The following is a 21,034-nucleotide window of genomic DNA, read 5'->3' as shown; positions in this document are numbered from 1 at the left end:
AGGTGCAATAAAAGACATCATCTTACTGCCCCAGCCGTTCGAGCAGTATCGGCACGTGGACCTGGTCGGATTTGTAGTTGCCGGTCAGCATGTACATCATGATGTTGACGCCGGCGCGCAGCGCGTAGATGCGCTGCATCGGATCCGCCGGTACGGTCGGCAGCAGCGGGTCGCCATTCTCGTCGACCGCCCAGGCGCCCGCGAAGTCATTGGCGGTGATCATGATCGGGGAGACGCCGTCGCCCGTGCGCACCGGCCGGTTCTCGGCATTGCTGGCGTCGAGCGAAGCCTCGACCCAGAGCGGGCTGCCGCTGAAGCGGCCGGGAAATTCGGGCAGGATGAAGAAGGATTTGGTCAGCACATGATCGGATGGCACCGGCTCCAGCGGCGGCACGTTGAGATTGCCGAGGATGTCGCGCAGCCGCTCGGTCGCCGGGCTGGTCGAATCGGCGCCGATGCCGTTGGCGAACTGGTCGCGCGTATCGAACAGCACCGTGCCGCCCTGTTGCATATAGGCGTCGATGCGGGCGATCGCGGCCTGGTTCGGCATCGGTGCGGCTGGATCGATCGGCCAGTAGATCAGCGGATAGAACGACAGCTCGTCCTTGGAGATGTCGACGCCGGTCGGCGCGCCCGGTTCGAGTGCCGTCTTCTCGATCAGGAAGCGGGTCAGGCCTTCGAGCCCGGCGCGGCTGATCGAATCGTCGCCCGGCACCCCGGTCAGCACATAGGCGATGCGGGTCTTCGAAATCGCCTCTATTGCAACCTCGTCGCCCGCCTTGGCGTCATCGGCGCGAGCGAGGTCGGCATGGCCGAACAGCACACCAAGCGCAATCAGGATTGCAGAAGTGGTTGCCACGGCACCGGAGCGGCGCGGTCGGCGGGTAAACAGGCCGCCTATCCAGAACACCGCCAGCGTGTCGAGCAGCATCAGCACCAGGGCGGCCGCGACCAGCGCGCCCTTCAAGTTGCGCGATTCGTCGAAGGCATACTGGATCGATGTGACGGGAACCGTGATCTGCGGCCGCGCCAGCGGCGCAAACGTGCTGTCGGATTCAAGCAGATTGTGGGCAAACACACCCGTCTCGGAACCATAGAGCCCGGGCGGGTTCTCGAACGTCACTGGCAACGCGCCTGCGCCCGGCACCAGCGGCCGTGCGTCGGGTGTCGGCGGCACCAGCGAGCCGTCGGCTGCAATCATGCGATAGGGCGCCAGCGAGGTGGCGGCGGCTTCGGCATTGGCGATCGCCGCGCCCTGGTTGCGCGACAGTTGCACGATGCGGCGCAGCATCTCGACGAAGCTGCCCGAGATCGGCAGGTTCGACCAGGTCGCCTCGGGCGTGACATGGAACAGCACCAGCGTGCCCTTGCCCTTCTTCAGCCCGGTGACCAGCGGCGTGCCGTCGGCAAGAGCCGCCCAGGTGCGTTCGACTATGTCGGGCGTCGGTTCAGCCAGCACCTGCCTGCTGACGGTGACCTCGGTCGGCGGCGCAAGATCGGCGAACGGGCCGGCCTTGGGGAATTCGGTGACCGGCTGCGGCGACGTCCACGACAGCGCGCCGCCGAGCGAACGTTCGCCGGTGCGCAGACGGACCGGCAGCAAATCGTCGTCATTGCCGGCGGCGGCCAGCCGCGATCCGGCGAAACGCACCAAAGTGCCGCCATTGTCGACCCAGTCGACCAACCTCTGCCGGACTTGCGCGGGAATGGTGCCGATGTCGGCCATGACGATCATCGCCGGCTTCTGGTCGAGGATCTGCGGGATCGCATCGGCGAGATCGGCACTTGAGGGCTCGACCAGATCGGCGAAGGGCTGCAGCGCGCGCCTGATGTAATAGAGCGGCGACAAAAGCGGCTGCGCCTGGTCGGCCTCGGCCTGCGACAACAGCCCGACGCGCCGCCGCTTGGAGCTTTCGTCGAGGACGCGCACCGCGCCGGCCTGGCGCTCGCCGTCGAGCGCGACCGAGGCGAAGTCGTTGCGCAGTTCGAACGGCACCGCCATAATGCCAGTGGCAGTGGTTTCGCCAGGTGAAAAGGTCAGCGTCGCATCGGCGATGCGCCGGCCCTTGTCGTCGAAGGCACCGGCGGTGACCTGCGCCGGGGCAGGATCGCCCGGCGCGCGAATGGCGGTAAGCGCAAAGCCGTCAACCTGGTTGTCGGCGGCGGTCAGGCCGGTCAGCGACAGCCTGTCGGCGGTTGCCCAAACAACACGGGCGGCATTCCTGGACAACAGCGTGTTGAAGGCGGCTTCGTCGCCTTTTGCCGCAAGTCCGTCGGCAAGTACGGCAACACTGGCGCCGGGCAAGCTTTCCAGCACGCCGGCGACGCGAGCATAGACGGCGGGCCGGTCGGTCGGAATCGGCCGCGGCTTGGCGGCGCGCAGCCGGTCGAGCGCGGCGGCGGCATCGAACGGGCCGATCTCGGCATTGGCTTTTTCGGCGGTGAAGGCGATGATGACAGGCACGCCGTTCGAGCCAGCATCGGCGATCAGCCGCTCGGCGGTGGCGACGCGCTTGTCCCAGTCGGCGGCGCTTGCCCAGTCATTGTCGATGACCAGGGCCAGGGCAGCACCCTCGGCCGGTAGTTTCTCGCGCGGGTTGAAGACCGGGTCGGCCAATGCGGCGACGATGAGCGCTGCCATCAGCAGCCTCAGCAGCGTCAGCCACCACGGGCTCTGTTGCGGCGTCTCCTCGCGCTTCAGGACGCGCGCCAGGATCCTCAGCGGCGGGAAGATCTCGGTTTGCGGCTTGGGCGGTGTCAGCCGCAACAGCCACCAGATCACCGGCAGCGCCAGCAGACCCCACAGCACCATGGGGGCGCCAAAGGAGAGCGGCAGCCAGCTCATGCGCTGACCCTTCCGGCAGCGGCGCCATCGGCGGTCATCGCCATGTGCAGGCGCACCAGCGCGTCGGAAGCCAGCCGATCGGTGTGGTTGACGGTAAAGCTCCAGCCGAGGCGCTTGCACCAGACGGCCAATTCGTGGCGGCGGGCGGTGTAGAGCAGGCGATACTCATCGCCCAGCATTTCGGCGCGCCCGGCGGTCAGCTTGTCGCCGGTCTCGGGATCCGTGAATTCGGTGCGGCCGGCATAGGGGAAGGTCTCCTCGGCCGGGTCGGCAACCTCGATCAGATGGGCGCGCACGCCGTGGCGGGCTAGAACGTCGAGCCAGGTCATCGTCTCCTCGACGGGATCGAGGAAATCGCTGACAATGACGATGTCGCAGAAGCGGCGGATGTCGGAAAGATCCGGTTTTGCCGGCAAATCGCCGGCATGCATGAGCTGGGCGGCGATCCGCTCGGCGCCGTTGCGGGCGGTGAACGGATCGGTGAGACCGGGCCAGGCAATACGCTCACCGCTGCGCGACAACAGCTCGGCCATGGCCAGCGCCAGCACCAGCGCACGCGATTGCTTGGAGACGCTGGCGCCGGTCGATTTGTACAGCATCGACGGCGAGGGGTCTGCCCATAGCCAGACCGTGTGGGCGGCTTCCCATTCGCGGTCGCGCACATAGGTGTGGTCGTCGCGCGCAGAGCGGCGCCAGTCGATACGCGAGGAATCGCCTTCGACATAGGGCCGGAACTGCCAGAAATTCTCGCCGATGCCGCGCTTGCGGCGGCCGTGCCAGCCGGCGATCACGGTGTTGACGATGCGCCGCGCCTCGACCAGCAGGTCGGGCACAAGAGAGGCCCGCAACCGGCCACGGGCGAGCGCGTCGCGCGTCGCTGCCGGAGCCTGGACCTCGCCGATATGCGCCATCAGATACCTTTGGCCAGTTTCGCCACAACGTCGCGCACGCTGGTGCCTTCGGCGCGAGCGGCGAAGGTCAGCGCCATGCGATGCTGCAGCACCGGCTCGGCGAGCGCGCGGACATCGTCAGTCGACGGCGCCAGCCGTCCATCGTAGAGCGCGCGCGCCCTGGTGCACAGCATCAGCGCCTGGCTGGCGCGTGGGCCGGGGCCCCAGGCGACGTGCTTGTCGGTCTCGGCATTGCCCTGGCCCGGACGCGCCGAGCGCACTAGCGTGAGAATCGCCTCGACGACGCTTTCGGGTACCGGCATGCGGCGGATGAGTGTCTGGATTTCCTTCAGCCGCGCCGGCTGCAGAACGTTCTGGGCTTTCGCGTCCTCGACGCCGGTCGTTTCCAGCAGAATGCGGCGCTCGGCCTCGATTTCGGGATAGAGGATGTCGACCTGCATCAGGAAGCGGTCGAGTTGGGCCTCGGGCAGCGGATAGGTGCCTTCCTGCTCCAGCGGGTTCTGCGTCGCCAGCACGTGGAAGGGCGCCGGCAGGTCGTAGCGGGCGCCGGCAATGGTGACGTGGTACTCCTGCATCGCCTGCAGCAGCGCAGACTGGGTGCGCGGCGAAGCGCGGTTGATCTCGTCGGCCATCAGCAGCTGGGCGAAGATCGGGCCGGAAATGAAGCGGAAGGAGCGCTTGCCGGTCTCGTCCTGCTCCATCACCTCGGAGCCAAGGATATCGGACGGCATCAGGTCGGGGGTGAACTGGATGCGGCGCGAATTGAGGCCGAGCACAATGCCCAGTGTTTCGACCAGCTTGGTCTTGGCGAGGCCCGGCACGCCGACCAGCAGCGCATGGCCGCCGGCGAGCAGCGCCACCAGCGTGCGCTCGACGACGCTCTCCTGGCCGAAGATGACCCGGCCGACCCCGTCGCGGATCCTGGAGATGTCGGCCAGCGCTTTCTCGGCCTCGGCGATCATGTCCGATTCGCTGATCGGGCTTTCCTTGACCATTACGCTCATGCCGCATCGATCCTTGTGATTGGAAATACCTGCCTGCAGCATACCATGACTGCCGCGATTCGGCCTCGCCTAGCGTCTGCATTAGAATTTAAATCACAGACTTAGGCTGACAAGCGGAACAACAGTGACTATTTCGTGACCATGACGGAACACTCCGAAGATCTCGAACAGGGCCTTGCGAGTGCCACTGAGGCGCGCGGTCTCGAGGCGTTGATCTCGCGCGCCACCCGCGCCGGCAAGGGTGCGGCGCCGGTCGAACGCTGGAATCCCGACTTCTGCGGCGATCTCGACATGGAGATCAAGGCCGATGGCACTTGGTTTTATCTGGGCACGCCGATCGGGCGCATACCGCTGGTTCAGCTTTTCTCCTCGGTGCTGCGTAAGGATGCCGACGGCAGGACCTATCTGGTGACACCGGTGGAAAAGGTCGGCATCCGCGTCGCCGATGCGCCGTTCATCGCCGTCGAAATGGATGTTTCGGGCGACGGCGACGCGCAGGTCATCACCTTCCGCACCAATGTCGGCGACGTCGTCGAGGCCGGGCCGGAGCGACCGTTGCGCTTCGTCGACGAGAGCGAGACCGGCGGCTTGAAACCCTATGTGCTGGTGCGGGGCCGGCTGGAGGCCTTGGTGGCGCGGCCGGTGATGTATGAGCTGGTCGGCCATGGCGAGGAGGTCGAGATCGGCGGCAAGACCATGTTCGCGGTGCGCTCGAAAAAGGCTGTGTTCCCGATCATGCCGGCGGACCAGTTGAAGCGGCTGAGCGCGTGATGGACCAGGTGTCTCCGGCGCCTTTTTCGTCAGCGGATTTTCGCGCGCGCTTTGCCGCGCAGCCGGATGCGCATGCCAGCGATGACTATGGCGATCATCGCTTCAACCCCGGTCATCCACGCCTCAACCAGGGCAAGGCGCTGCGCAATGCCGCCGTGCTGATCCCGGTGGTCGACCAAGAAGGCGATGCGACGGTTCTACTGACAAAACGGGCCGAAAAGCTGCGCAATCATTCGGGGCAGGTGGCCTTTCCCGGCGGCACCATCGATCAGACCGATCCAAGCCCGGAGGCGGCGGCGCTGCGCGAGACCTTCGAGGAGATCGGCCTTGACCGCGATCGCATCGAGATCATCGGCCGCATGCCCGACTATATCGCCGGCAGCGGCTACCGCATCGCGCCGGTGCTGGGCATCGTGCGGCCGGGTTTCCAGCTGAGCTTGAACGCCGACGAGGTCGATGCCGCCTTCGAAGTCCCGCTGCGCTTCCTGATGGACCCGGCCAACCACAAGCGCGACAGCCGCATGTGGAACGATCTCGAATGGTTCTTCTATGACATGCCCTATGGCGAGCGGCGCATCTGGGGCGTCACCGCCGGCATCATCCGCACCCTCTATGAAAGGCTCTATGCGTGAGCGTCACGATCGCGGGCAGGGCCGATTGGCTCGGCGACAAGCATCTGCAGCGCCTGTTGGCCGCATTGAGCGAGGGCGGTGAAGAGGCGCGTGTTGCGGGCGGCGCCGTACGCAACACGCTGATGGGCCAACTGGTCGCCGACATCGACATCGCCACCACCTGCTTGCCGGGGGAAACCATCCGCCGCGCCGAGGCGGGAGGTTTCAAGGCGGTGCCGACCGGCTTCGAGCACGGCACGATCACGGTGGTCGCCGGCGGCAAGCCCTATGAGGTCACCACGTTGCGAGCCGACATCGAGACTGACGGGCGGCGGGCCAAAGTGTCATTCGGACGCGACTGGAAGCTCGACGCCGAGCGGCGCGATTTCACCATCAATGCGCTCTATGCGCAGGCCGATGGCCGGGTTGTCGACCTTGTCGGCGGCATTGCCGACATCGAGGCACGCCGGCTGCGCTTCATCGGCGATGCGGAAGCGCGCATCCGTGAGGACTATCTGCGCATCCTGCGTTTCTTCCGCTTCTTCGCCTGGTATGGCGATGGCCGGCCGGATGCCAATGGGCTGAAAGCCTGTGCCCGGCTGAAGGAAGGTCTGGCCCAGCTTTCGGCCGAGCGCATCTGGTCCGAATTGAAGAAGCTTTTGTCGGCGCCTGATCCCTCTCGGGCGCTGCTCTGGATGCGGCAGGCTGGCGTCTTGACCGCCGCGCTGCCGGAAAGCGAGAAATGGGGCATCGATGCGATCCATGGGCTGGCCAAGGCCGAGAAAGATCTGGGCTGGGCGCCCGACCCGCTGCTGCGGCTGGAAGCGATCGTGCCGCCGGATGCCGCACGCATGAAGATGCTCGCCGAGCGGCTCAGATTTTCGACTGCCGAAGCGGATCGCCTGCGCCACTGGGCGCTTGCCACCGCTGTCGAGCCGAAGACGACCGAGGGCGAACTGGCGAAAAGGCTCTATCGCGGCGATCGGCAGGGATTTGTCGACCGCTTGCGCCTGTCGCTGGCTGCGGCCCGCGTTCGTGCTGTCGACGACAATGACGCGCTGCTTGAAGCCGGCGGCTTCTCGCGCTTGCTGGCCTTCGCGCTCAAATGGAAAAAACCGGTGTTCCCGCTGAAAGGCGCCGATCTGACGGCGCTCGGTGCAACGCCAGGACCGAAGCTGGGCGAGATCCTCAAGAACCTCGAGGCGGAATGGATCGAAACGGGATTTGCGCCTGATCGCGGCGCACTGCTTGATCGCGCCGCGAAGGCACTGGAAACCTAGGCCTTGGCTCGAAGCCCGTGCTCCGTGACGGTCAAACGTCGTCGAACGAGCGAAACTACCTGATTGCCACGGGAGCCAGGGCGCGTGAAAGGCTCGCTTCGCCCTTGCCGTACGTGGAAGCACTATAGTTGACCAGGGTGTCGGTGCGAGCCGTATTGAGCAGATCGTTGGTGATCTGGGTCGGCGTGGCCTTGGTGAATTTGCTGCCTAGTATCGCCGCATATCCTGAAATGATCGGTGCTGCGAAGGAGGTGCCATATAGGCCTGTCTTGCTCCCATCGACGCCAACCACAAGAAAGTGGCTTTGCACGAGCGGGTCGGAGCCGGCATAGTTGGAGTACCAGGCAAGCTGGGCCTTGTTGGTTGTTGTGCCGTTCGTCGACAGGGCGCCGACGAAGATCGCAGAGGCTTTGCCAACCAGGGCGATATCGAGATAGTCCTGCTGACCGCCTGTTTCTCCGCCCACGGCAACCGAATCGTTGCCCGCCGCCTTCGAAACAACAGCCGACCCTTTGGTGGCATAGGAGATGATGGAGGCTTCCTCGGGGCTCCATCCGATCTGGTTCGGGCTGTAGCCCGCTTTGGCGTACATGCCATAGCTCAGATTGAGCACGTTCAGGCCAGGCGTCAGGCTGACGGCCGAGCTGGTTGAAAAGTCCTTCGACCTGATGGTCGCCAAGGGCGCGATCATGCCAGCTTCCTCGCGCGTCCATTCACCGTGGCGCTGGGTTTGAACCCCGACACCGAAATTGCCCGAGAAGCGCGATGTACTGGAGAAATCGTCGACAATGGTAATCGTGACGCCCTTGCCCTTGTACCCCGCAGCCCATGCCGCGCCGACGTCGGGGCTCATCCACCCCTGCACCGCTTGTGTGGTCGCAGCCGGTATCGTTGCACTCGCGCATGTGGACCGGCCGCCGCCGTGACACAGCGCGGCCATCTCATCCGCATTGACCGCCTCCTGTGCCGAAGCCATCGGCGCCGACAGGGTGGTGAGAGCCGCAACGAAAACGAATTTCAAGCAACTACCGGACATGCTCTTACTCCGTTCAAACAGGAACCAGGACGGGCGAACGCGAATTTCGGGATGGGATGATTTTCTCATTTGCATCCTCCCCGGCGATCAGAAAGTAACACGGTAATTCAGCCAGAGGTGCTGGCTCTCCGGTTTAGCGTTAACCAGATATTTCAAAGTTTCCTCTGGCGCCATCTCGCTGGCCGCGAGCCGGCAATTGACGCTGTAGGTACCGAAATCGCCGTAGTTCGCTTCGCATGGCTTTTCGGTGAGCTTGCCGCCGAGGGTGGTGGTGAGCGACAAGGAAAGAGTACTGTTCGGACCCGGATGCATCTGCGTGAGGAAGCCCAGCTTCAGGCTGGGCTCGATGCGATATTTCTCACCTTCTTCTCCGGTGCCAAATCCCCAGAGGATGCCGGTATCTTCCGTGATCTGGGTCAAAAGTTCGACATGCATGTCGACCCAGCTTGCGTGGTACCATTGGTTGAACGATATCCGGCTTCCGTCCTGCAGTTCATAACCGCCGCCGCCAAGGTCGTGCGCGCGATCGCTGAGCGGCGAGCCTTGATGGAGGTCGACCAGCGATGTGGTCACTTCCTGGGCTATCGCCGGATACGCTGAAAGGAGCCCGTACAGCAGGAGCGCCGTCGTGCGAAGACTCACTCGATTGCCGGACTTTTCGCGCATGCGCGAAACACCTCGCCCCACCGATCCCGGACCAGTGCCTGGTGGCGACGGGCTTCTCTTGCAGCCCCACTGTAGCCGGATTATCTGCCCGACAGTGGCACGGGGTCGGTTACCGCAGGGTTTATTTTAGCCGAGGAAAATATAATTCTTTGACCTGCGGGTCTTGCCGGCAGGACGTCCGCGATGGCGCTTTTCAACCAATCTTGAGGCGCCAACGCGGCTCGTTTGCTGTTGTGGATGAATCCGAGCGGCAAAGACTAGGCCGCGTCGCGGGCCTTTTCGATGCGCGAGCGGATCGCCTCGATCATCGTCTCACGGATGACCGTCTCGCCATGCGTTTCGCGCATGTGCTCGACGACACGACGCATGACCTCGGCCTCCTCATCAGCACGCGTGTGCCAGTCACAGCCGGGTACGAGCGACCCGCAGTGAAATTCCTTCATGCGATTTCTCCTTTTCCTCCGTGGAGCCCGATCGAGGCTCCGGCGCTTTCCTGGTTCATGGTCCGATTTCAGGGTTGAATCCGTGGAGCCGCGAGCGGGTGGAAAGCATAACACAGATGGGGTGGTATCGGTTGCCGTCAACGGCAAAAAGGGCGAAACAGCTCTGCTCCGCCCTTTCGCGCTAGCCCGAAGCAGGACCAGACATCATCTTGCCCTGCTTTGGCAGGCCATCACTTCGCGATCTTGACAGCCTCGGCGACTTTTTTCTTGCCGCTCATCTCCCATGAGACGCGGACCTTTTCACCGACCTGCAGGCCAGGATCCTTGAAGGTCTTGGGAAGCGTAAAGGACGATCCGTCATCGAGGACAAGGCTCATGGCCGTTGCGTCAAAGGTCTTGATCGTGCCGGTGGTGTGCTTGATGGCGGCGAACGCCACCGAACCGGAAGCGAGAAGGGCAGCGGCGGCAGCCGAAACAATGATCTTGCGCATTGTGAAGTACTCCTGAAGGGCGGGTATCCTTTTGACGAATGTGTCCCGCATCGTCTGGGCCGTCCGGTCGCGTCGGGTCGCGGCTCGCTTGTTTTGAGGCAATTCCGAACGGAAAATCGTTTAAAGCTTTCCTGGAATTGCGCTCAGGCGAACCGCCGGCGCTTCCCGACCCGGCGCAACAAATAGACCAGCCTTTTCAAGAGCCTATTAGACGAAAAATAAATTTTCGCCGCACCTCATGCCACATTCGACGCCGCATTTCGAGCGAATGGGACATCAATGCGGCTCACGCCGCGCTCACCATTTTGTTACGGCCAGCGGACCTCAGGTGGGAGGCTGGAGAGGATCGCTTCGACATTGCCGCCGGTCTTCAGGCCGAAGATGGTGCCGCGATCGTGAAGCAGGTTGAATTCGACGTAACGGCCGCGGCGGATGAGCTGCTCGTCGCGGTCACCGTCGGTCCAGTTCTCGTTGAAGTTGGCGCGCACGAGGTGGGCATAGACGACGAGAAAAGAGCGGCCGACATCCTGGACGAAGTTGAAGTCGGCATTCCAGCCGCCTCTGTCCTCGCCCGAATGCAGCCAGTCGAAGAAGATGCCGCCGGTGCCGCGCGGTTCGTTGCGGTGCGGAAGATAGAAGTACTCGTCGCACCAGGCCTTGAATTTCGGGTAGTCGGCGACGCCGGCATTCTTCTCGCAAGCGAACTGCATGGCGCGATGGAAGGCGACGGTATCGGGATCGTCCTGTGTGCGGCGGCGGTCGAGAACCGGCGTCAGATCGGCGCCGCCGCCGAACCATTGGCTGGATGTAACCACCATGCGCGTGTTCATGTGCACGGCGGGAACGTTGGGATTCCACGGGTGAGCAATCAGCGAAATGCCGGATGCCCAAAACCGCGGATCTTCCTCGGCGCCGGGCATCAGCTTCCTGAATTCGGGCGAGAACTCGCCATAAACCGTCGAGGTATGAACGCCGACCTTCTCGAAGACGCGGCCGTACATCATCGACATGGTGCCGCCACCGCCGCGGCCCTCGTCTCGTTCCCAGGGCGTCTTTTCGAAACGGCCTGGCGACCACGAGGCCAGTGGGCCGCCAAGATCCTGTTCGATCTGTTCAAGCCCGGCGCAGATGCGTTCGCGCAATGCCTCGAACCACAGGCGCGCCTTCATCTTCTTCTGCTCGATGTCGGCGGGCAGGCCAGCCGGTATTTCAGGTCGTTCCAAGTGCCGTCTCCGGTTGCGGGCGATGAGTCCTACAAATGACTCGTCTTTTGCCGGCGCGATCCCTAATCTCTTAAGGGCAAGGGTCAAGTCACTTTGGTTTTGCGCATGATCCTTTCCGAAACTCGATTCCGATTTCGGAGTCATGCGCCAGGTGCAAGGAGTCGTTTCGTGCGCACCCCGGCAAGACCGCCGCTGGATGGCCTGAAGAAAAGGCTGGATCAAAGCCGGGCCGAACGTGCACGCATGCCGCGCGACGGTTTCCTGCGCGAGACCTTCGTGCTGCCGCGCTCCGACGCGCGCCTAAAAGCCAAGGAATGGTTCGATCGCTTTCCCAAGCAGGCCTACTGGACCGAGATCGAAAGCTGGTTCGAGCGGCCGGGCGACGTGATCGAGTTCACCATCAGGCGGTTGCCGGCGGCGGATTAGGTTCTCCTCGCCCCGTTTACGGCGATTTGAGTGGTCCGCACAGCGGCGAAATCCAACTGGTTTTTTTTCGTACGACGAACGCCGGCAAGCGGGTGAGGGTGGCGCGAAGCTCTGAATGCTGGCGCTGCCCCTCATCCGCCTTCAGTTCGTTCAGGCACCTTCTCCCCGTGAACGGGTAGATGGAAGAGCAACCAGCCTTCTCGCGCCCGTCCCCTCCCTTGCCAGCCGGTCGCCCCTGTTCCGCAGCGGGCATTTGTCGATCGACATGCAGCCGCAGCCGATGCAGTCGGTCAGACCGTCGCGCAGTTTCTTCAACTGGGCGATCTTGTGGTCGAGCCCGTCGCGCCAGGCGGTCGACAGCAGGTTCCAGTCGTCGCGCGTCGGTGTGCGGCCCTCGGGCAGCGATGCCAGGGCCGTGCCGATCTCGGCCAGCGAGATGCCGACTTCCTGCGCCACCTTGATGATCGCCACGCGCCGCAGCACGTCGCGGCCGTAGCGACGCTGGTTGCCTGACGTGCGGTGGCTGCGGATCAGCCCACGGGCCTCATAGAAATGCAGCGCCGACACTGCCACACCGCTGCGCATGGCCACTTGGCCGACCGTCAATTCCGTTACCGGTGCCATCTCTGTTTTTCGTCCCGATTTTTCCGCTTGACCTCAAGTTAAGTTGAGCTTGTAGCGAAGAAACCAAGGATCTGCAAACGAAGGAGGAGGCGATGTGCGCCTGGGTCAAGATGGCGAGAGACGGAATGCTGTTATCCGAGTTGCCGGATGGCTTCGCCCGCCACCATGGCGACGGAAAGCGCGACGTTGATGCTGCGCGCCGCGCCCTGCATGGGTATGGTCAGCCGCGCATCCGCCGCCTGATGGACAGGATCCGGAACGCCTGCGGATTCGCGGCCGAACAGAAGGATGTCGCCATCGGCGAAGGCAAAGCTGGTGTAAGGGGTCGTGGCTTTGGTCGACAGCAGCACCAGCCGGCGCTTGCTGGCTTTGCGCCAGCCCTCGAAGGCGTGCCAGTCGACATGCCGGGTCAGAGCAGCCATTTCGAGGTAATCCATGCCGGCTCGCTTGAGCGCTTTGTCGGAGAGCGGAAAACCGGCCGGTTCGATGATGTCGACGCCGAGCCCGAGGCAAGCGGCGAAACGCAGGATTGTCCCGGTGTTGCCGGCGATATCCGGCTGGTAGAGCGCGATGCGGAGACGACCGTTCATTTCCGCGTCCTTCTAATAAGTGGCAGATCGGCCACAGAGGGCTCGCGGTTTTGGAAAATGCTGGACCTGCGGGTGGCCATTTTCTGCGAAGTCGGGTATGTCAGCTCCATTGTCAACCCGAACCGATGGAGGGGTAATTCATGATGACCATGCACACTCAGCGCCCCTCTCGTGGGCTTACCTGCCTGCTGGCGGTTTCGGTACGACAATTCTCCTGACTCTCTAAGACTTGATCGCACCGATTCCCGCCGAAACGATTTTTCGGCTCTCGAAGGAATCCTGCGATGTCTTTCAAAAAGTCAAAAGGGCTGAACGCCCCACCTGAACCTGTCCGGACCGATGCTGTCCGTCGTGTCCGGACCGATGCTTATCGTGTCCAGACCGATGCTTATCGTGTCCAGACCGATCCAATGCGTGCCTCCGGCCGAACGCCGGCGGACGATGTTGCTTCGCCTTTTTATCTCGATTTTCACACGGAGGACGGACCGATGTTCGATCCCTACAGAATACCGGGCTCAAGAAGCCTGCATATCCACCGACTGCCGACCTGGGCGCTGCTCATCGGCGAGACCTATTCGTCGGCGGTTCACGCCGAAGTCCGCCGCCGGCCGCATCGCGGCATGCTGCCGGATGTCGATTTCTCGCGCGCGGTTCCCGACCACAGCCGGCCGTCGCTGGTGCGCCGGATCATCCGGCTGATCAGGCCTGGCGCGAAAGTCCGGATCGTGAACAGTGCGCCGTCAGGATCGTCAGGCGCACCTGTCGGTGAAAAGCCCGCGAGTCCCTATATTGCGCGAAGCAAGGCCGACGGTCCGGATGATTCCCGGACCGTCGGCCCTCGGCGCCATTCGTTCTGCGGACCTTGTACGTTCGCGCGCCGCATAAGCGGAAAGCAGATTTCATGAGCATGACCTATGTTGTTGTTTAGCTGGTTTGAAAGACGGCTCGATCCGTTCCCCGCGGCGGAACCGGTCGAGCCGCCCAGGACGCTGGTGGCCTTCTGCGTGCATTATACGCGCGGTGCCTGGCCCTACATCCTTCTCGACGCGGTGCTGGTGACGGCCATCGCGATCGCGGAAGTGTGGATGTTCGGCTTCCTCGGCCGCATCGTCGACTGGCTGTCGGGGCAGAATCGCGAAACCTTCCTGCAGACGGAAGCCTGGAAGCTCGCCGGCATGGCCTTCATCGTGCTGTTCGCGTTGCCGGGCACGGTATGGCTGCATTCGCTTCTCAACCAGCAGACATTGATGGGCAACTATCCCATGCGCATCCGCTGGCAGGTGCATCGCTACCTGCTCAAGCAGTCGATGAGCTTCTACCAGGACGAGTTCGCCGGCCGCATAGCGACCAAGCTGATGCAGACCGCGCTCGCCGTGCGCGAATGCGTCATCAAGCTGATCGACGTCCTGAACTACGTCATCGTCTATTTTCTTGGCATGCTGTTCATCGTCGGTTCGGCCGACTGGCGGCTGGCGTCGCCTCTGGGCGTCTGGCTGGTCGGCTACATCCTGTTGCTGCGCTATTTCATTCCGAAGCTGGGCAAGGTCGGCGAGGAGCAGGCCAATGCGCGCTCGACCATGACCGGGCGTGTCGTCGACAGCTACTCCAACATCCAGACGGTCAAGCTGTTCAGCCATGCACGCCGCGAGGCTTCGTTTGCGCGGGAAGGCATGGCCGGCTTCCTCCAGACGGTCTATCGGTCGATGCGGCTGGTGACGGTGCTTTTCGGCCTGCTCTACATCATGAATTCGCTGCTCTTGTTTTCGGTCACGGCGATGGCGCTGTGGCTGTGGCTCGGGCAGTCGGTCACGATCGGCGCTGTCGCCGTGGTCATCGGACTCGTGCTCAGGCTGTGGGGCATGTCGCAATGGATCATGTGGGAAATGTCGGGCCTGTTCGAGAATATCGGCACGGTGCAGGACGGCATCGCCTCGATCTCGTTGCCGCGTCTGGTCGAGGACAGGCCGGGCGCCAAGGACATCGCCGTCTCCAAGGGCGAGATCCGCTTCGAGAATATCCGCTTCCATTATGGCAAGCGGAAAGGGGTGATCGAGGACCTGTCGCTGGCGGTGAAGCCGGGAGAAAAGGTCGGTATCGTCGGCCGCTCGGGCGCCGGCAAGTCGACGCTGGTCAATCTCCTGCTGCGTTTCTACGACCTGGAGAGCGGAAAGATCCTGATCGACGGCCAAGAGATCGCCGGTGTGACGCAGGATTCGCTGCGCGCCCAGATCGGCATGGTCACGCAGGACACCTCGCTGCTGCATCGTTCCGTGCGCGAGAACATCCTCTATGGCCGGCCCGACGCCGCGGAAGAAATGCTTGTCGAGGCAGCGCGGCGCGCCGAGGCGCTGGATTTCATATCAGGGCTTTCGGACGCCAGCGACCGCAAGGGCTTCGATGCCCATGTCGGCGATCGCGGTGTCAAATTGTCCGGCGGCCAGCGGCAACGCATCGCAATTGCTCGCGTTATGTTGAAAGACGCGCCCATACTTATCCTTGACGAGGCCACCTCGGCGCTTGATTCCGAAGCCGAGGCGGCAATCCAGGAGAATCTCTACAAGCTTATGCAAGGCAAGACCGTCATCGCCATCGCGCACCGGCTGTCGACCATCGCGGCGATGGACAGGCTGGTGGTGATGGACAAGGGCCGCGTCATCGAGGAAGGTTCGCACGACGAACTCGTCGCCAAGGGCGGGCTCTACGCGCAGCTCTGGCAGCGCCAGTCGGGCGGGTTCCTGCTCGAGGACGGTCCGGCCGACGCCGCCCCAGCTGACGCCGCAAATGACGCACTTGCAAAGGGCCAAGCTGCCGAATGATGACTGCCGTCTATCGCTGGTTCGAGAACTGGGTCTATCCGTTCAGGGAGCCAGCGAATCTTCGGCCACCGACCAGCGTCGGCGGCTTTCTCTGGCACTATGTCGGCCAGGCGAAGTTCGCCTTCTTCGCCATGCTGGTCATTGGCGGCATCGCGCCGCTGGTGGAGGCCGGCCTGTTCTACTTCGTCGGGCGGCTGGTCGATATTCTCGACCAGCTTCCCGCCGAGCGCAGCTGGCATGCCTTGTGGAATGCCGCCGGCCCTGAACTGGTGTTCATGATCGCGGTGGTGCTGGTCATCCGGACCATCGTCGTTGGCCTGTCGGCGCTGGTCGACGAACAGACGATCACGCCCGGCTTCTACAATCTGGTGCGCTGGCAGGCGCACAGGCATGTGTCGCGCCAGTCCTACGCCTTCTTCCAGAACGATTTTGCCGGCCGCATTGCCACCAAGGTCTGGCAGGCAGGCCAGGCGACCGGCGACCTGATGGAAAGCTTCATCGAGGTCGTCTGGTTCATGATCGTCTACACGGTGACGACGCTGGCTCTGGTCGCTGGCCTCGATCTCAGGCTGGCGGTGCTGGTGGTGATCTGGATTTCCGCCTTCGGCTGGCTGGCCAAGCTCTATCTGCCGGCGATCCGCAAGCACGCGGAGGAAACCGCCGAAGCCGGCTCGATGATCACTGGCCGCATCGTCGATTCCTATTCCAACGTGCAGACGCTGAAACTGTTCTCGGCCGACGGCGACGACCGCTACATCAAAAACGGCTTCGACATCTATCTCGACGCGCTGCGCCCCTTCACCCGCCGGCTGACCGGCGTGCGAATGGCGCTGACGACGCTGTCGGGCACTATGATCACGGCAATCGGCTGCTTTGCCGTCTATCTCTGGGTCGAAGGCTCGATCACCGTCGGCGCGGTCGCTTTCACGCTGTCGCTGGTGCTGCGGCTCAACATGCTGCTCGGGCGGCTGATGATGCAGCTTAACAGCATATTGCGAAACCTCGGCGTGCTGGAAAATTCCAAGGCATTGATCTCGCAGCCGCTCGGCCTGGTCGATGCACCCGACGCGAAGGAACTCGTGGTGGCCGGCGGTCGCATCGAGGTGAAGAACGTCGAGTTCCATTACGGCAAAGGATCCGGCGTGCTTAACGGCATCGACCTTACGGTGCGGCCGGGCGAAAAGGTCGGGCTGGTCGGGCCGTCGGGCGCCGGCAAGACGACTCTCGCCAATTTGATCCTGCGGCTCTATGACCTGGAACGCGGGCTAATCACCATCGATGGTCAGAACGTCTCCGATGTCACCCAGAATTCGCTGCGCGCCAATATCGGCGTCGTCAGCCAGGACACGACCCTGTTCCACCGTTCGCTGCGCGACAACATCAAGCTCGGCATGCCTGGCGCGACCGAGACGCAAGTGATCGCGGCGGCAAAGAAGGCCGAGGCGCACGAGTTCATCCTGGGCCTGCGCGACAATAGGGATCGTGTCGGCTACGAGGCCTTTGTCGGCGAGCGCGGTGTCAAACTGTCGGGCGGCCAGCGCCAACGCGTGGCGATCGCCCGCGTCTTCCTCAAGGACGCCCCGATCCTGATTCTCGATGAAGCAACCTCGGCGCTCGATTCCGACATCGAGGCGGCGATCCAGGAGAATCTCACGCGGCTGATGGAGAACAAGACGGTCATCGCTATCGCCCACCGGCTGTCGACGATCGCCGCGCTCGACCGGTTGGTTGTGCTCGACGGTGGCCGCATCGTCGAACAAGGCACGCATGACCAGCTGGTGGCGTTCGATGGGCTCTATGCGCGGCTGTGGAAACGCCAGTCCGGCGGTTTTCTCTATCACGAGGACAGCGTGCTCGAAGAGACACGCCCGGCGGAGTAGCTCCATGGTTGGATCTGCGGACCCAGAGATCGGCCCCGGGGTGTGCTATGTGCTCAAGCGGCTCCGGCCAACCACCCCGGCCTTCGAGACGCTGAAGCAGGAAAGCCGGCTGGAAGGTTACTGGATGCTGGTGCGCCTGGGAAATGGCTGGGCAAGCGGCCGCAACAAGTTCCTGAGGCGCGGCGAGGCGCTGTACGGTGCCTGGAATGGCCGGGAACTCGTCGGTGTGTGCGGGCTTAACATCGATCCTTATTTCGAGGGCAGGGACCATGGCCGGGTCCGGCACCTGTTCGTCAGTGCGAGCCACCGTCGCACCGGCCTCGGCCGGATGCTGGTCGAGACCGTCATCGACAGGGCGCGTCGCCATTTCGCCGTGCTGAACACACGCGCGCCGCACGAAGCCTTCGGTTTCTATGAACGGCTTGGCTTTCTGCGCGTGGAAGGCGAAGAATTCGTCACCCACCACATGATTTTCGGGAAAGGAGGCTGAAATGTCCTTGCGTCCGCCATCTCATCTTGCCGGCGCCTCGGCTGCCGAGGTCGCCTTCGACGCCCTCGGCCATGAGATATTGGCGGAGAAGGCAGCCGCACTCGGCCGCGCCGGTCAGCGGGTCGAGGAAACGCTGGCCAGGCTGCGCGACAATGCCGACGAACAACTGCGCCCCCGGCTGCTCAAGGATGCCGCCGAGGCGGTGCAAGGCTATTTCATCCAGCGCGAACTGTGCGGATTGCGTAGGCATGACGCCGTCATCCGCGAATACAACATCCCGAGGGCCGTGCTTGCGAGGCTCGGCGCCAAATAACTCTGTCTTTGACCATGATCTTTCCGAAAACCGGTTCCCACTTTTCGGGATCATGGTCTACTCAAGCCATTCGGTGATGAACGTGCCGTTCTCGTGGATGTCGGTCGTCTCCAGCGGGCCTGGGCCGAGATTGGTGAATTTGTGCGGCGTGTTGGGCGGCACGATCAGGATCTGGCCGGAGGAGGCTTCGATCTCCTTGTCGCCGACCGTGAACAGTCCGGTGCCCTGACGGATGATGAATATCTCTGCGTAGGGATGCGTGTGCAGCCGAGGACCGCCGCCGACATCGGGCAGGTAGTTGAAGATCAGGCAGGAGTTGGAGCCGTAGGCGCCGCATTGCAGTTCGCCCTTCCAGCGGTCGGAGCGAACGGCCCAAGTGTCGCGGTCTATCACGTGTGCCATGATGGTAAGGATAGACCCGGCTGGCGCCTTGTGTCGAGGCGCACAAGGGCATCGGATTTGCGGTTGTTTCCCTGCTGCTTAGCGATGTTTGACGGCTATCCGGCGTCGCATTGCCCGGCGGCGGATTTTGTCCCCGCGACAATCTGCCCTTGTGCCTTGATCCGTCTGGACAAAAACGGGCTTCACGCATAAACCGAGGTCCAAATGCCGGAGGAATTCGCAAGCCTGTTCGCCATGCGCTGTCGGGTTGGCGTAATTGAGCGGGGAAAAAGGCTCAGCCACCGGCACGGAAGAGGCGAAAGGATCAGGCACCCGTGAGCGCAACCGACACCCAGGATCCCAACCGTCGTGATTTTCTCTACGTCGCCACCGGCATGGCCGCAGTGGTCGGCGCGGGTGCATTCGCGTGGCCGTTCATCGACCAGATGCGCCCCGATGCCTCGACGCTGGCGCTCGCATCGGTCGAGGTCGACGTTGCCTCGCTGACGCCGGGCATGTCGCTGATCGTCAAGTGGCGCGGCAAGCCCGTCGTGGTGCGCAACCGCACCGAACAGGAAATGAAGGACGGCGAGGCGGTCAAGCTGGCCGATCTCAAGGACCCGATCGCGCGCAACGCCAATCTGCCGGCCGACGCACCGGCGACCGATGCCAACCGCACCACGCCCGGCAAGGAAGCCTGGATGGTGATGGTTCAGGTCTGCACGCATCTGGGCTGCATTCCGCTCGGCCAGGAAGGCGATTTCGGCGGCTGGTTCTGCCCGTGCCACGGATCGCAATACGATACCGCCGGGCGCATCCGCAAAGGCCCGGCCCCGGAGAACATGGCGGTGCCAGTATTCAAGTTCATTTCCGATACCAAGATCCTTATCGGTTGAGGCAGGGGATATTTCGATGAGCGAGGGACACTCGACCTATACGCCCAAAACCGGTCTCGGACGCTGGTTCGACGCCCGCATGCCGCTGCCGCGGCTGGTCTATGACAGCTTCATCGCCTATCCGGTGCCGCGCAACCTCAACTATGCGTGGACCTTCGGCGGCATCCTGGCGATCATGCTGGTAGCACAGATGCTGACCGGCATCGTGCTGGCCATGCACTACACGGCCGATAGCAATCTTGCCTTCGGCTCAGTCGAAAAGATCATGCGCGACGTGAATTCGGGCTGGCTGCTGCGCTACTTGCATTCGAACGGCGCGTCGTTCTTCTTCATCGCCGTTTATATCCACATCTTCCGTGGCCTTTATTACGGCTCCTACAAGGCGCCGCGGGAGCTGCTGTGGATCCTCGGCTGCATCATCTATCTCCTGATGATGGCGACCGGCTTCATGGGCTACGTGCTGCCCTGGGGCCAGATGAGCTTCTGGGGCGCCACGGTCATCACCGGCTTCTTCACGGCCATTCCGCTGGTCGGCGACTGGATCCAGCAGCTGCTGCTCGGCGGCTTTGCTGTCGATAACCCGACGCTGAATCGCTTCTTTGCGCTGCATTACCTGCTGCCGTTCATGATTGCCGGCGTCGTCGTGCTGCACGTCTGGGCGCTGCATGTCGTCGGCCAGTCGAACCCGACCGGCATCGAGGTCAAGTCGAAGACCGACACCGTTGCGTTCACCCCTTACGCGACCATCAAGGACGCGTTCGGCATGCTCGTGTTCCTGTTCTTCTTCGCCTATTTCGTCTTCTACCTGCCGAACTATCTCGGCCATCCCGACAACTACACGGTCGCCAATCCGCTGAAGACCCCGGCCCATATCGTGCCGGAATGGTACTTCCTGCCGTTCTACGCCATCCTGCGCGCCATCACCTTCAATGTCGGGCCGATCAACTCCAAGCTCGGCGGCGTTCTGTGCCTGTTCGGCGCCATCGTCATGCTGTTCCTGGTGCCGTGGCTCGACACCTCGAAGGTGCGCTCGGCGGTCTATCGGCCCTGGTACAAGCTGTTCTTCTGGGTGTTCGTGGCCGATGCCGTCCTGCTGGGCTGGCTGGGCTCGCAGCCGGCGGAAGGCAGCTATGTGTTCATGGCGCAGATGGCGACGCTGATCTACTTCGCCTTCTTCCTGGTCGCCCTGCCTGTGCTCGGTCTGATCGAAACGCCGCGAAGGCTGCCGAACTCGATCACCGAAGCGGTGCTCGAGAAGAACAAGGGCGGTGGCGGACATCCGGCTGGCGCCACGGCCGCACCAGAGACCAAGGGCTGAGCATGATCCCGAAAAGTGG

General features: G+C 63.1%; 22 protein-coding genes. 11 read left to right on the top strand and 11 right to left on the bottom strand.

The window, feature by feature from the left end; translation table 11 throughout:
- Nucleotides 1-22: 22 nt before the first annotated feature.
- From NKI20_RS05670 to NKI20_RS05660, 3 genes are read right to left on the bottom strand one after another with little or no spacing between them, the layout of a single operon-like run.
- On the bottom strand, nucleotides 23-2,845 hold the full coding sequence (locus tag NKI20_RS05670; protein ID WP_352829015.1) for a DUF4159 domain-containing protein: 2,823 nt from the start codon (nucleotides 2,843-2,845) through the stop codon (nucleotides 23-25).
- The gene (locus NKI20_RS05665) at nucleotides 2,842-3,756 is read right to left on the bottom strand and encodes a DUF58 domain-containing protein (RefSeq protein ID WP_352603505.1); all 915 of its coding nucleotides are present in this window, start codon (nucleotides 3,754-3,756) and stop codon (nucleotides 2,842-2,844) included. The genes NKI20_RS05670 and NKI20_RS05665 overlap by 4 nt, the downstream gene beginning before the upstream one ends.
- On the bottom strand, nucleotides 3,756-4,760 hold the full coding sequence (locus NKI20_RS05660; RefSeq protein WP_352829012.1) for an AAA family ATPase: 1,005 nt from the start codon (nucleotides 4,758-4,760) through the stop codon (nucleotides 3,756-3,758). The genes NKI20_RS05665 and NKI20_RS05660 overlap by 1 nt, the downstream gene beginning before the upstream one ends.
- Nucleotides 4,761-4,901: 141 nt before the next feature.
- Here NKI20_RS05660 and NKI20_RS05655 point away from each other — a divergent pair, with 141 nt between their 5' ends.
- The 3 genes from NKI20_RS05655 to NKI20_RS05645 are packed head-to-tail and all read left to right on the top strand — an operon-like array spanning nucleotide 4,902 to nucleotide 7,422.
- Nucleotides 4,902-5,531 (top strand): DUF1285 domain-containing protein, encoded by a 630-nt coding sequence (locus NKI20_RS05655; protein ID WP_352829039.1) that lies wholly within the window; start codon nucleotides 4,902-4,904, stop codon nucleotides 5,529-5,531.
- Nucleotides 5,531-6,163 carry a CoA pyrophosphatase gene (locus NKI20_RS05650; protein ID WP_352829010.1) on the top strand — a complete coding sequence of 211 codons (633 nt, stop codon included), beginning with the start codon at nucleotides 5,531-5,533 and terminating at the stop codon, nucleotides 6,161-6,163. The genes NKI20_RS05655 and NKI20_RS05650 overlap by 1 nt, the downstream gene beginning before the upstream one ends.
- Nucleotides 6,160-7,422, top strand: coding sequence for a CCA tRNA nucleotidyltransferase (locus tag NKI20_RS05645; RefSeq protein ID WP_352730469.1), 1,263 nt, complete (start codon nucleotides 6,160-6,162; stop codon nucleotides 7,420-7,422). The genes NKI20_RS05650 and NKI20_RS05645 overlap by 4 nt, the downstream gene beginning before the upstream one ends.
- A gap of 55 nt (nucleotides 7,423-7,477) precedes the next feature.
- Here NKI20_RS05645 and NKI20_RS05640 read toward each other — a convergent pair whose 3' ends face one another.
- The 5 genes from NKI20_RS05640 to hemF all read right to left on the bottom strand — a co-directional run bounded on the left by NKI20_RS05640 (nucleotide 7,478) and on the right by hemF (nucleotide 11,281).
- Nucleotides 7,478-8,527, bottom strand: a complete 1,050-nt coding sequence (locus tag NKI20_RS05640; protein ID WP_352829007.1) for a S8 family serine peptidase — start codon at nucleotides 8,525-8,527, stop codon at nucleotides 7,478-7,480.
- 18 nt (nucleotides 8,528-8,545) lie between these two features.
- The gene (locus NKI20_RS05635) at nucleotides 8,546-9,124 is read right to left on the bottom strand and encodes a hypothetical protein (protein ID WP_352730473.1); all 579 of its coding nucleotides are present in this window, start codon (nucleotides 9,122-9,124) and stop codon (nucleotides 8,546-8,548) included.
- Nucleotides 9,125-9,381: 257 nt separating this feature from the next.
- Complete coding sequence (locus NKI20_RS05630) at nucleotides 9,382-9,567, bottom strand: DUF1059 domain-containing protein (protein WP_352730475.1); 186 nt, start codon at nucleotides 9,565-9,567, stop codon at nucleotides 9,382-9,384.
- A 230-nt stretch (nucleotides 9,568-9,797) separates the two neighbouring features.
- Nucleotides 9,798-10,058, bottom strand: a complete 261-nt coding sequence (locus NKI20_RS05625) for a DUF1344 domain-containing protein (RefSeq protein ID WP_023760709.1) — start codon at nucleotides 10,056-10,058, stop codon at nucleotides 9,798-9,800.
- A gap of 308 nt (nucleotides 10,059-10,366) precedes the next feature.
- On the bottom strand, nucleotides 10,367-11,281 hold the full coding sequence (gene hemF, locus NKI20_RS05620; RefSeq protein ID WP_352829004.1) for an oxygen-dependent coproporphyrinogen oxidase: 915 nt from the start codon (nucleotides 11,279-11,281) through the stop codon (nucleotides 10,367-10,369).
- Nucleotides 11,282-11,449: 168 nt separating this feature from the next.
- Between hemF and NKI20_RS05615 the strand changes: the two genes are divergently transcribed.
- A complete protein-coding gene (locus NKI20_RS05615) occupies nucleotides 11,450-11,707 on the top strand; it encodes a hypothetical protein (protein ID WP_023760711.1) in 258 nt (85 codons plus the stop codon).
- 150 nt (nucleotides 11,708-11,857) lie between these two features.
- On the opposite strand, the gene soxR is transcribed toward NKI20_RS05615, so the two are convergent.
- The gene (gene soxR / locus NKI20_RS05610) at nucleotides 11,858-12,331 is read right to left on the bottom strand and encodes a redox-sensitive transcriptional activator SoxR (RefSeq protein ID WP_352829001.1); all 474 of its coding nucleotides are present in this window, start codon (nucleotides 12,329-12,331) and stop codon (nucleotides 11,858-11,860) included.
- Nucleotides 12,332-12,462: 131 nt separating this feature from the next.
- Nucleotides 12,463-12,921 carry a tRNA (cytidine(34)-2'-O)-methyltransferase gene (locus NKI20_RS05605; RefSeq protein ID WP_352828999.1) on the bottom strand — a complete coding sequence of 153 codons (459 nt, stop codon included), beginning with the start codon at nucleotides 12,919-12,921 and terminating at the stop codon, nucleotides 12,463-12,465.
- Nucleotides 12,922-13,409: 488 nt separating this feature from the next.
- Here NKI20_RS05605 and NKI20_RS05600 point away from each other — a divergent pair, with 488 nt between their 5' ends.
- From NKI20_RS05600 to NKI20_RS05580, 5 genes are read left to right on the top strand one after another with little or no spacing between them, the layout of a single operon-like run.
- Nucleotides 13,410-13,826 carry a hypothetical protein gene (locus NKI20_RS05600; protein ID WP_352828997.1) on the top strand — a complete coding sequence of 139 codons (417 nt, stop codon included), beginning with the start codon at nucleotides 13,410-13,412 and terminating at the stop codon, nucleotides 13,824-13,826.
- 9 nt (nucleotides 13,827-13,835) lie between these two features.
- Nucleotides 13,836-15,737 (top strand): ABC transporter ATP-binding protein, encoded by a 1,902-nt coding sequence (locus NKI20_RS05595; RefSeq protein WP_352730485.1) that lies wholly within the window; start codon nucleotides 13,836-13,838, stop codon nucleotides 15,735-15,737.
- Nucleotides 15,734-17,617 (top strand): ABC transporter ATP-binding protein, encoded by a 1,884-nt coding sequence (locus NKI20_RS05590; RefSeq protein WP_352828995.1) that lies wholly within the window; start codon nucleotides 15,734-15,736, stop codon nucleotides 17,615-17,617. The genes NKI20_RS05595 and NKI20_RS05590 overlap by 4 nt, the downstream gene beginning before the upstream one ends.
- A gap of 4 nt (nucleotides 17,618-17,621) precedes the next feature.
- Nucleotides 17,622-18,107: a GNAT family N-acetyltransferase gene (locus NKI20_RS05585; protein WP_352828993.1), complete on the top strand. Its 486-nt coding sequence runs from the start codon at nucleotides 17,622-17,624 to the stop codon at nucleotides 18,105-18,107.
- Nucleotide 18,108: 1 nt separating this feature from the next.
- Nucleotides 18,109-18,420, top strand: a complete 312-nt coding sequence (locus NKI20_RS05580) for a DUF6665 family protein (RefSeq protein WP_352828992.1) — start codon at nucleotides 18,109-18,111, stop codon at nucleotides 18,418-18,420.
- A gap of 57 nt (nucleotides 18,421-18,477) precedes the next feature.
- Here the strand turns inward: NKI20_RS05580 and NKI20_RS05575 are convergent, their stop codons facing one another.
- Nucleotides 18,478-18,822 (bottom strand): cupin domain-containing protein, encoded by a 345-nt coding sequence (locus NKI20_RS05575; protein WP_352828991.1) that lies wholly within the window; start codon nucleotides 18,820-18,822, stop codon nucleotides 18,478-18,480.
- Nucleotides 18,823-19,136: 314 nt separating this feature from the next.
- Between NKI20_RS05575 and petA the strand changes: the two genes are divergently transcribed.
- Both petA and NKI20_RS05565 read left to right on the top strand, forming a co-directional pair.
- Nucleotides 19,137-19,697 carry a ubiquinol-cytochrome c reductase iron-sulfur subunit gene (gene petA / locus NKI20_RS05570; protein ID WP_013529984.1) on the top strand — a complete coding sequence of 187 codons (561 nt, stop codon included), beginning with the start codon at nucleotides 19,137-19,139 and terminating at the stop codon, nucleotides 19,695-19,697.
- A gap of 16 nt (nucleotides 19,698-19,713) precedes the next feature.
- Nucleotides 19,714-21,015 (top strand): cytochrome b, encoded by a 1,302-nt coding sequence (locus NKI20_RS05565; RefSeq protein ID WP_352828990.1) that lies wholly within the window; start codon nucleotides 19,714-19,716, stop codon nucleotides 21,013-21,015.
- Nucleotides 21,016-21,034 lie beyond the last annotated feature (19 nt).

The organism is Mesorhizobium sp. M0830 (assembly GCF_040319965.1).
In the GTDB taxonomy this organism is placed as follows: domain Bacteria; phylum Pseudomonadota; class Alphaproteobacteria; order Rhizobiales; family Rhizobiaceae; genus Mesorhizobium.
The sequence above is the reverse complement of the archived record's forward strand: the minus strand, read 5'-3'. Positions and strand labels throughout refer to the sequence as shown.

Bases quoted from the DNA above. Each gene is read 5' to 3' on its own strand.
- NKI20_RS05670 (WP_352829015.1), bottom strand. From the start codon at position 2,845: ATGAGCTGGCTGCCGCTCTCCTTTGGCGCCCCCATGGTGCTGTGGGGT.
- NKI20_RS05665 (WP_352603505.1), bottom strand. From the start codon at position 3,756: ATGGCGCATATCGGCGAGGTCCAGGCTCCGGCAGCGACGCGCGACGCG.
- NKI20_RS05660 (WP_352829012.1), bottom strand. From the start codon at position 4,760: ATGAGCGTAATGGTCAAGGAAAGCCCGATCAGCGAATCGGACATGATC.
- NKI20_RS05655 (WP_352829039.1), top strand. From the start codon at position 4,902: ATGACGGAACACTCCGAAGATCTCGAACAGGGCCTTGCGAGTGCCACT.
- NKI20_RS05650 (WP_352829010.1), top strand. From the start codon at position 5,531: ATGGACCAGGTGTCTCCGGCGCCTTTTTCGTCAGCGGATTTTCGCGCG.
- NKI20_RS05640 (WP_352829007.1), bottom strand. From the start codon at position 8,527: ATGAGAAAATCATCCCATCCCGAAATTCGCGTTCGCCCGTCCTGGTTC.
- NKI20_RS05635 (WP_352730473.1), bottom strand. From the start codon at position 9,124: ATGCGCGAAAAGTCCGGCAATCGAGTGAGTCTTCGCACGACGGCGCTC.
- NKI20_RS05630 (WP_352730475.1), bottom strand. From the start codon at position 9,567: ATGAAGGAATTTCACTGCGGGTCGCTCGTACCCGGCTGTGACTGGCAC.
- NKI20_RS05625 (WP_023760709.1), bottom strand. From the start codon at position 10,058: ATGCGCAAGATCATTGTTTCGGCTGCCGCCGCTGCCCTTCTCGCTTCC.
- soxR (WP_352829001.1), bottom strand. From the start codon at position 12,331: ATGGCACCGGTAACGGAATTGACGGTCGGCCAAGTGGCCATGCGCAGC.
- NKI20_RS05605 (WP_352828999.1), bottom strand. From the start codon at position 12,921: ATGAACGGTCGTCTCCGCATCGCGCTCTACCAGCCGGATATCGCCGGC.
- NKI20_RS05600 (WP_352828997.1), top strand. From the start codon at position 13,410: ATGTTCGATCCCTACAGAATACCGGGCTCAAGAAGCCTGCATATCCAC.
- NKI20_RS05595 (WP_352730485.1), top strand. From the start codon at position 13,836: ATGTTGTTGTTTAGCTGGTTTGAAAGACGGCTCGATCCGTTCCCCGCG.
- NKI20_RS05590 (WP_352828995.1), top strand. From the start codon at position 15,734: ATGATGACTGCCGTCTATCGCTGGTTCGAGAACTGGGTCTATCCGTTC.
- NKI20_RS05585 (WP_352828993.1), top strand. From the start codon at position 17,622: ATGGTTGGATCTGCGGACCCAGAGATCGGCCCCGGGGTGTGCTATGTG.
- NKI20_RS05580 (WP_352828992.1), top strand. From the start codon at position 18,109: ATGTCCTTGCGTCCGCCATCTCATCTTGCCGGCGCCTCGGCTGCCGAG.
- NKI20_RS05575 (WP_352828991.1), bottom strand. From the start codon at position 18,822: ATGGCACACGTGATAGACCGCGACACTTGGGCCGTTCGCTCCGACCGC.
- NKI20_RS05565 (WP_352828990.1), top strand. From the start codon at position 19,714: ATGAGCGAGGGACACTCGACCTATACGCCCAAAACCGGTCTCGGACGC.